The organism is Cellulomonas sp. GbtcB1, from assembly GCF_019091725.1.
In the GTDB taxonomy this organism is placed as follows: Bacteria; Actinomycetota; Actinomycetes; order Actinomycetales; family Cellulomonadaceae; genus Cellulomonas.
This window is the reverse complement of the sequence record NZ_JAGXJG010000093.1, coordinates 1-7,292: the sequence shown is the minus strand read 5'-3', so window position 1 is coordinate 7,292 and position 7,292 is coordinate 1. Positions and strand designations below refer to the sequence as shown.

The 7,292-nt window shown below is 74.0% G+C and carries 10 protein-coding genes; all 10 read left to right on the top strand.

What is annotated here, in order from left to right; genetic code table 11:
* The coding region (locus tag KVT14_RS19470) for a flagellar hook-length control protein FliK (protein WP_217617176.1) at window positions 1-574 on the top strand (574 nt) is incomplete at its 5' end.
* A 15-nt stretch (window positions 575-589) separates the two neighbouring features.
* Window positions 590-1,072: a flagellar hook assembly protein FlgD gene (locus KVT14_RS19465; protein WP_217617175.1), complete on the top strand. Its 483-nt coding sequence runs from the start codon at window positions 590-592 to the stop codon at window positions 1,070-1,072.
* Window positions 1,073-1,108: 36 nt separating this feature from the next.
* Window positions 1,109-2,302 (top strand): flagellar hook protein FlgE, encoded by a 1,194-nt coding sequence (locus tag KVT14_RS19460; RefSeq protein WP_217617174.1) that lies wholly within the window; start codon window positions 1,109-1,111, stop codon window positions 2,300-2,302.
* A 214-nt stretch (window positions 2,303-2,516) separates the two neighbouring features.
* Window positions 2,517-2,840, top strand: coding sequence for a flagellar FlbD family protein (locus KVT14_RS19455; RefSeq protein WP_217617173.1), 324 nt, complete (start codon window positions 2,517-2,519; stop codon window positions 2,838-2,840).
* A 1-nt stretch (window position 2,841) separates the two neighbouring features.
* Complete coding sequence (locus KVT14_RS19450) at window positions 2,842-3,609, top strand: motility protein A (protein ID WP_217617172.1); 768 nt, start codon at window positions 2,842-2,844, stop codon at window positions 3,607-3,609.
* Window positions 3,606-4,523, top strand: coding sequence for an OmpA family protein (locus KVT14_RS19445; protein WP_217617171.1), 918 nt, complete (start codon window positions 3,606-3,608; stop codon window positions 4,521-4,523). The genes KVT14_RS19450 and KVT14_RS19445 overlap by 4 nt, the downstream gene beginning before the upstream one ends.
* A 5-nt stretch (window positions 4,524-4,528) precedes the next feature.
* On the top strand, window positions 4,529-5,047 hold the full coding sequence (locus tag KVT14_RS19440) for a flagellar basal body-associated FliL family protein (RefSeq protein ID WP_217617170.1): 519 nt from the start codon (window positions 4,529-4,531) through the stop codon (window positions 5,045-5,047).
* 199 nt (window positions 5,048-5,246) lie between these two features.
* Entirely contained in the window at window positions 5,247-6,182 is a 936-nt protein-coding gene (locus tag KVT14_RS23540; protein ID WP_217617169.1) for a FliM/FliN family flagellar motor switch protein, read from the top strand.
* Window positions 6,182-6,895: a flagellar motor switch protein FliN gene (gene fliN / locus KVT14_RS19430; protein ID WP_217617168.1), complete on the top strand. Its 714-nt coding sequence runs from the start codon at window positions 6,182-6,184 to the stop codon at window positions 6,893-6,895. Before KVT14_RS23540 ends, fliN begins: the two co-directional genes overlap by 1 nt.
* Window positions 6,895-7,292: flagellar biosynthetic protein FliO (fliO, locus tag KVT14_RS19425; RefSeq protein ID WP_217617167.1), on the top strand; the 398-nt coding region annotated here is incomplete at its 3' end. The genes fliN and fliO, both read left to right, overlap by 1 nt.

Sequence of the window (7,292 nt, the reverse complement as noted above, 5' to 3'; positions counted from 1 at the left end):
GGCGCGACCGGGCCCAGGCGGAGCAGGCGTTACCGCCGACGACGCGGCCCCCGCGCCGGCGCCGACCGCCCCCGCCGCCGCCCCGGCGGCGCTGCAGGTCGGCACCGTCCAGCACCGGGTGGCCGCGGCCGCCGCCACGCCGGCCCCGCTGTCGGACCAGCTGACCGCCAAGATCGGCGAGCAGCTGCCCGCGCTCCGCGCCGCGGGCAACGGCCAGCACGTGCTCACGCTGCACGTCGACCCGGAGCACTTCGGGCCGGTCAAGGTCGTCGCGCACATCACGGCCGAGGCCGTGCGCGTCGAGCTGGTCGGCGCGACCGACGCCGCCCGGGACGCGCTCAAGCAGTCGCTGCCCGACCTGCGCCGCGACCTCGCCGCGACCGGCCTGTCCTCGGACGTCCGGCTCGGCGCCGACGGCGCGGGCTCCGGCGCCGGCGACCGCGCCGGCACCGACGCCGCCGGCCGCCGCGCGGCGGGCCTGCCGGACGGCGCCCGCACCGGCGCCCCGGCGGCCGACGTCCCCGCACCCACCCGCACGTCGGCGCACGCCGGCGGCCTCGACCTGCTCGTCTGACCGGAGGGATCCCCCGTGACCGCCATCCCCGTCTCGTACATCGGTGGCTCGACCGCCGACGCGACCGCGGCGACCACCAGCACCCCGAGCAAGACGCTCGACAAGGACACGTTCCTCAAGCTCCTGGTCGCGCAGCTGTCCAACCAGGACCCGAGCAGCCCGATGGACACCAGCGACATGATGGCGCAGACCACGCAGCTGTCGATGATGGAGTCCCTCTCGGAGATCCAGGCGTCGTCCCGCGAGCAGTTCGGGCTCCAGATGCGGATGGCCGCCGCCGACCTCGTCGGCCAGCAGGTCACCTGGAAGGACGCCGACGGCAAGACCCAGACCGGCGTCGTCTCCGGCGTCGACTACTCCGCCAGCGTCCCGACCCTGACCGTCGGGAAGACCCAGCTCCCGCTCGACGCCGTCGCGACCGTCACCCCGGCCGGCAGCACGCCGCCCGCCGCGGACGACGACGCGACCGCCCCCACCGACTCCACGACCACCGCCTGACCGCGGTCCGGCCCACCCCACCCGAAGGGAACCACCATGCTCCGCTCCCTCTTCTCCGGCATCAGCGGTCTGCGCAGCCACCAGACGATGCTCGACGTCACCGGCAACAACATCGCCAACGTCAACACGACCGGCTTCAAGGCGTCCCAGATCCAGTTCCAGGACACCCTGAGCCAGATGCTCAACGCGGCCTCCGGCCCGCAGGACGGCGTCGGCGGCCAGAACCCCGCGCAGGTCGGCCTCGGCGTGCAGGTCGCGGGCATCACCACCAACTTCACGCAGGGCGCCGCGCAGCTCACCGGCCGCAGCACCGACATGATGATCTCCGGCGACGGCTTCTTCGTCGTCCGCCAGGGCACGCAGCAGTACTACACGCGCGCCGGCTCGTTCGACTTCGACTCGACCGGCCAGATGGTGCTGCCGGGCGACGGCGCGATGGTCCAGGGCTGGGCCGCGGACGCCAACGGCGTCATCGACACCTCCCGCGCGGTCGGCGACATCAAGGTCGGCGTCGGCACGGTCATGCCGGCCAAGGCCACCACCCGCACGCCGTTCTCCGGCAACCTGCAGGCGGACGCCGAGACGGGCAAGACCAAGACCGTCTCGGTCAAGGCGTACGACGCGCTGGGCAACGCCCGCGAGGTCGAGCTCGAGTTCGTCAAGGGCGCCACCGGCTGGTCCATGACGGCGACCGACGGCACCGCCACCTACCCGGCGACGGGCTCCGTGGCGCTCACCTTCGACGCCGCGGGCAACCCGACGTTCGCCGACACCACGTTCGCGCTCGGCGGCGTGACCGTCGACCTGACCGGCATCACCGGCATGGCGGGCGTCGACACGATCGCCGCGGAGAAGCAGGACGGCTATGCCGCCGGCATCCTCGAGTCGTTCACCCTCGGCTCGGACGGCACGATCAACGGCGCGTTCAGCAACGGCCTCAAGCAGGACCTCGGCCGGATCGCCATGGCGTCGTTCACCAACCCCTCCGGCCTGTCGAAGGCGGGCGGCTCGCTGTTCACCACCACGGTGAACTCGGGCGACCCGCAGATCGGCTCCGCCGGCACCGGCGGCCGCGGCACCATGTCGTCCGGCTCGCTCGAGATGAGCAACGTGGACCTGTCCACGGAGTTCACGCAGCTGATCATCGCGCAGCGTGGTTTCCAGGCGAACTCCCGCGTGATCACCACCTCGGACGAGGTGCTGCAGGAGCTCGTCAACCTCAAGCGCTGACGCGCACCGCCGCCCCGTGCCCTGCCGACCCACGCGGTCGGCGGGGCCGGGAGCGTGCCTCCACCGCGGGCCGCACGGCCCCGGAATCCAGCCTCCGAACCGCGCAGAACCCCTCAGCGACCGGGCCCCGTGTCCGATGGGCAGGGGGAGCGGCACACGGACGGGCCGCGGCGGCGCCACGCCGCACACGCACCACCAGGGACGGGACACCGCTGTGATCATCGTGACGCGCCTCAACGGGGCCCAGTTCGGGGTCAACCCCGACCTGCTCCAGCGCGTCGACAGCGCGCCCGACACCATCCTGACCCTCATCGACGGGACGAAGTACATCGTCCGCGAGTCGATGGCCGAGGTCATCGCGCGGGTCAACGAGCACCGCGCGCAGCTCCTGGCCCGCGCCCAGGAGATCCAGGCCGCGCCGACCCCCACGGTCGAGCTGGTCCGCGACACCGCCGCCGGCGGCGCGCCGGCCCCGGCCGAGGACGACGGCGACGAGCCGCTCGCCGACCCCGTTCCCCTGCGACCGAGGAGCCGCTGACATGGATCCCGCCGGTTTCATCGGACTGGTCGTCGCCTTCGGCGCGATCTTCACCGCCCTCATCATGGAGGGGGCGGACCCGATGTCGATCTTCCTCCTCCCGCCGCTCATCCTCGTGTGGCTGGGCACGATCGGCGTCGGCATCGCCGGCCACACGCTGAAGGACGTCATCGAGTCCTACAAGGCGGTGCCGCGCGCGTTCCTCAAGAAGATCCCGGACCCGACGACCACGGTCGACACCCTCGTCGACCTGGCGGACCGCGCCCGGCGCGAGGGCCTGCTCGCGCTCGAGGACGCGGCCAAGGACATCGACGACCCGTTCCTGCGCGGCGGCCTGCAGGCCGCGATCGACGGCACGGACCCCGACGACCTGCGGATGATCCTCGAGGACAAGATCGCGACGAAGCGGACCAAGGAGAAGGTCTGGTCCAAGTACTTCGCCGACATGGGCGGCTACGCGCCGACCATCGGCATCATCGGCACGGTCATCTCGCTGGTGCACGTGCTCGAGAACCTGTCGGACCCGGCGTCCCTCGGGCACTCGATCGCCGCGGCGTTCGTCGCCACCCTCTGGGGCATCCTCTCCGCCAACGTGGTCTGGCTGCCGATCGGTGCCCGCATCAAGCGGTTCTCCGACCTGGAGTGCGCGCAGATGGAGGTGACGCTGGAGGGCCTGCTGGCCGTCCAGGCCGGCGCCAACCCGCGCCTGGTGGGTGAGCGGCTGCGCAGCCTGCTGCCGGACGAGCCCGCGGCCAAGGAAGCCGCGTGAGCTCCGGCCACGGCCGCGGCCGCAGCCGGCGCGGGGGGCACGAGGAGGAGCACGTCAACCACGAGCGCTGGCTCGTGTCCTACTCGGACATGATCACCGTGCTCATGGCGCTGTTCATCGTCCTGTTCGCCATCAGCCAGGTCGACCAGGAGAAGTACGTCGCCCTCAAGGCGTCGCTGGCGGCCGGGTTCGGCGACGGGTCGGTGAACCAGTCGATCCTCGACGGCACGGACGGCGCGCTGGACGGGCTCTCGATCACCGAGGACCAGCCCGACGCGGGCACCTCCGGGATCGTGGACGCCGACGAGGGCCTCGGCCTGCAGGCGTCCGACCCGGCGCCGCAGACCTCTGCCGACCCGACCCAGGTCGACCCGAGCGTGCTCGCGGCGGCCCAGGCCGAGGCGGCCCACCTCGACGAGGTGCGCGAGCACATCCTCCAGGCGCTGACCGGCGCCGGCCTGCAGGACCAGGTCCGGTTCCGGGTGGACGAGCGCGGTCTGGTGCTCGGGCTGGTCGCGGACGACGTGTTCTTCGCGCAGGGGTCGGCGACGCTGACCCCGACCGCGGGGCAGGTCCTGGACCTGGCGGCGCCCACGCTCGTGGGCCTCCAGGAGCAGATCTCGGTGGAGGGCCACGCGAACACCATCCCGATCTCGGGGCGGTACGCGACGAACTGGGAGCTCTCCTCCGACCGCGCCACCCAGGTGCTGCGGTACCTGGTGGAGCGCGACGGCATGCCGGGCACCCGCATCCAGGCGGTGGGCTACGGCGACACCCGGCCCCTGGTGCAGGGGACCGGCGAGGACGCGATGACCGCCAACCGGCGGGTCGACATGGTCATTCTCAGCGCGGCACCCGAGGCGGTGCGCGCCCTGCTGCCCGCAGTGGCAGCCGGAAGCACGACGGGAGGGTAGGGGCGATGCCCATCGAGCAGCGCGTGGTCGGCGGCGGTCAGAAGATCGGCGGCGGCCAGAAGATCGGCGGCGGGACCCCGGCTCCGGCGCCCGCCGCGGAGCCGGAGAAGAAGAAGGGCGGCAAGAAGAAGCTGCTCCTCATCATCGGGGCGGTCGTCCTGGTGGCGGCGGGGGCGGCGGCGTACCTGCTGCTCGGTCGCGGGAGCGGCGAGCCGGCCGCGGAGCCGGAGCCCGAGCCGGGCGCGGTGGTCGCGGTCGAGCCCGTGAGCCTGAACCTGGCCGACGGCCACTACCTGCGGCTCGGCTTCGAGCTGCAGTTCACCGTCGAGGCCGCGGGCCACGGCGACCCGGAGACCGGCCCCGCCGTCGACGCGGCGATCGCCCTGTTCTCCGGCCGGAGCGTGTCCGAGGTCAGCGACCCCGCCAAGCGCGAGGAGCTGAAGGCGGAGTTCAAGACCCAGCTCGACGAGCTCTACCACGGGGAGGTGTACGACGTCTTCCTGACTAACTACGTCACCCAGTGACGGCGCGCGCGGCGACGCGCGTCCCGTCCGACCGGACCTCCGGGGCCCCTGACCAGGGGCGTCACCCGATCCGGTGAACCACGGCGCCACGGAGGGCGCCACATCGCTCCGCAGCACGCCGGCCCACGACGGGCCGAGGGCGGAGAAAGTCCGGCCGCGACCCCTCACATCACCCGGTCGCGCGCCGATCAGGGTGGGCGTGACGGTCCACACCACGGGTCAGGCCCCCGCGCGCTCCCGGCGGCGCACGCACGTGCCCGAGCCCTACGACTTCCGCCGCCCCATGACGATGGCGCGCGAGCACGCCCGCGTGCTCGAGATGGCGTTCGAGACGTTCGCCCGCCAGTGGGGCAACCAGCTCACCGCCCGCCTGCGCGCGATGGCGCAGGTGACGCTCGACGGGCTGAGCCTGCAGACGTACGACGAGTACGTGCGCGGCCTCCCGGGCACCACGGCGATGATGCTGTGCACCATCGAGCAGACCCGGCAGACCGCCGTCGTGCAGGTCCCGGTCAGCGCCACCATGGTCTGGATCGACTACATGCTCGGCGGCCCCGGGACGGGCGACGTGCGCGAGGACCGCGAGCTCACCGAGATCGAGCTGACGCTGCTGCGCGGCGTCATGGGCGCGGCCCTCGGCGACCTCGGCTACGCCTTCTCGTCGCTGACGCCGCTCGACGTCACGCTGCGCTCCGTCCAGTACAACCCGCAGTTCGTGCAGGCCGTGCCGGCCTCCGACGCGGTGCTGGTCGCCACGTTCCTCATGCGGGTCGGCGAGCGCGAGGACGTCGCCACCGTCATGTTCCCCGCCGAGGTGCTGCTGGCCGCCGTGCGGCAGGCCGACGGCGCCGGCAGCCGGTCCGTCGAGGACCAGCGGGCCCACGAGCTCGCGGTGCTCGACCTGGAGGCCGCCGTCGAGGACGTGCCCGTCGAGGTCGCCGTCCGGTTCGCGCCGGTCGTCGTCCGCCCCCGCGACGTCGTCGGCCTGGCCGTCGGCGACGTCGTCCCCCTGTCCCACCCGTCGTCCCAGCCGCTCGACGTGGTGGTGGACGGGGTCGTGCTCGCGCGAGCCGCCGCGGGGAACAACGGTTCCCGCCTCGCCTGCATGGTCGTCACCGTCGAGGAGAAGCCCTGATGAACGCCGTCCCCACCGCCGAGACCACGGACGCCGCGGTCGCCCTCGCCGCGGCCACCGCCGCCGCGCGCCTGCTGCCGGCCGCCGCGCCGCTGGTGCCGGCCCCGGCCCCCGCCGGTGCGCGCCCGGACGCCGACGCGCTCGCGGTCGTCGCCTCGTTCGTCGGCCCGAACAGCGCCGACGTGGTGCTGGTCGCCGACGAGGCCGTGCGCGACGCGCTCGCCGCCGGCGCCCCCGACGGCAGCCCGCTCGACCTGGCCGCCGCGCTGCGCCCGGCCCTGGAGGCCGCCGTCGCCGAGCTCGGCGCAGGCGTGCTCGAGGCCGCCCGGACCGAGACGGTCCCCGCCGCGCTGCCCGCCGACGCGCAGCTGATCGCGCTCGGCACCGACGAGGGCGTCCAGGCCTGGTTCGGCCTGCGCCTGCGCACCGAGCCGACCGCCAAGGTCCCGGGCGTCCCCACCCAGCGCGCCAGCCTCAACGTGCTCTACGACGTCGAGATGACGCTCACCGCCGAGCTCGGCCGCACCAAGCTGCCGGTCCGCCAGGTCCTGGAGCTGACCCCGGGCGCCGTCCTGGAGCTCGACCGCGCCGCCGGCAGCCCCGCCGACGTCATGGTGAACGGCCGGCTCATCGCCCGCGGCGAGGTCGTCGTGATCGACGAGGAGTTCGGCATCCGCATCACCGAGATCGCGCGCGAGGACGGCACCATCTGATGGACTCCGTCGTCCTGGGCCTGCGCGTCCTCCTGGCGCTCGCGTGCGTGATCGGCCTGATCTGGGTCCTCGCGCGCCGCGCCGGGTGGGGCAAGGGCCGTCGCCGGCCCGCGGGCCCGGCCGTCGAGGTGGTCGGGCGCCAGGCGCTCGGCCGCCACGCCGGCGTCGTCGTCGTCGCGGTCGGCGACCGCCGGCTGCTGCTCGGCTACGGCGAGCAGAACGTCACGATGCTGACCGAGCTCGACGCCGTCGCCGAGGAGGAGGCCGCCGACGAGGAGGCCGCCGCCCCGGCCGCGCCGCTGACGCTCGGGGCGCTCGCCGCCGCCGTGCTGCCGACGCCCCGGCGCACCCGGGCCGCCGCGACCGCCGCCGTCCCGGAGGTGGCCGCCACCGCCCA

Coding starts and splice junctions, on each gene's coding strand:
- fliN (WP_217617168.1), top strand. CDS start 6,182: ATGAACGCCGTCCCCACCGCCGAGACCACGGACGCCGCGGTCGCCCTC.
- KVT14_RS19450 (WP_217617172.1), top strand. CDS start 2,842: ATGGATCCCGCCGGTTTCATCGGACTGGTCGTCGCCTTCGGCGCGATC.
- KVT14_RS19460 (WP_217617174.1), top strand. CDS start 1,109: ATGCTCCGCTCCCTCTTCTCCGGCATCAGCGGTCTGCGCAGCCACCAG.
- KVT14_RS19440 (WP_217617170.1), top strand. CDS start 4,529: ATGCCCATCGAGCAGCGCGTGGTCGGCGGCGGTCAGAAGATCGGCGGC.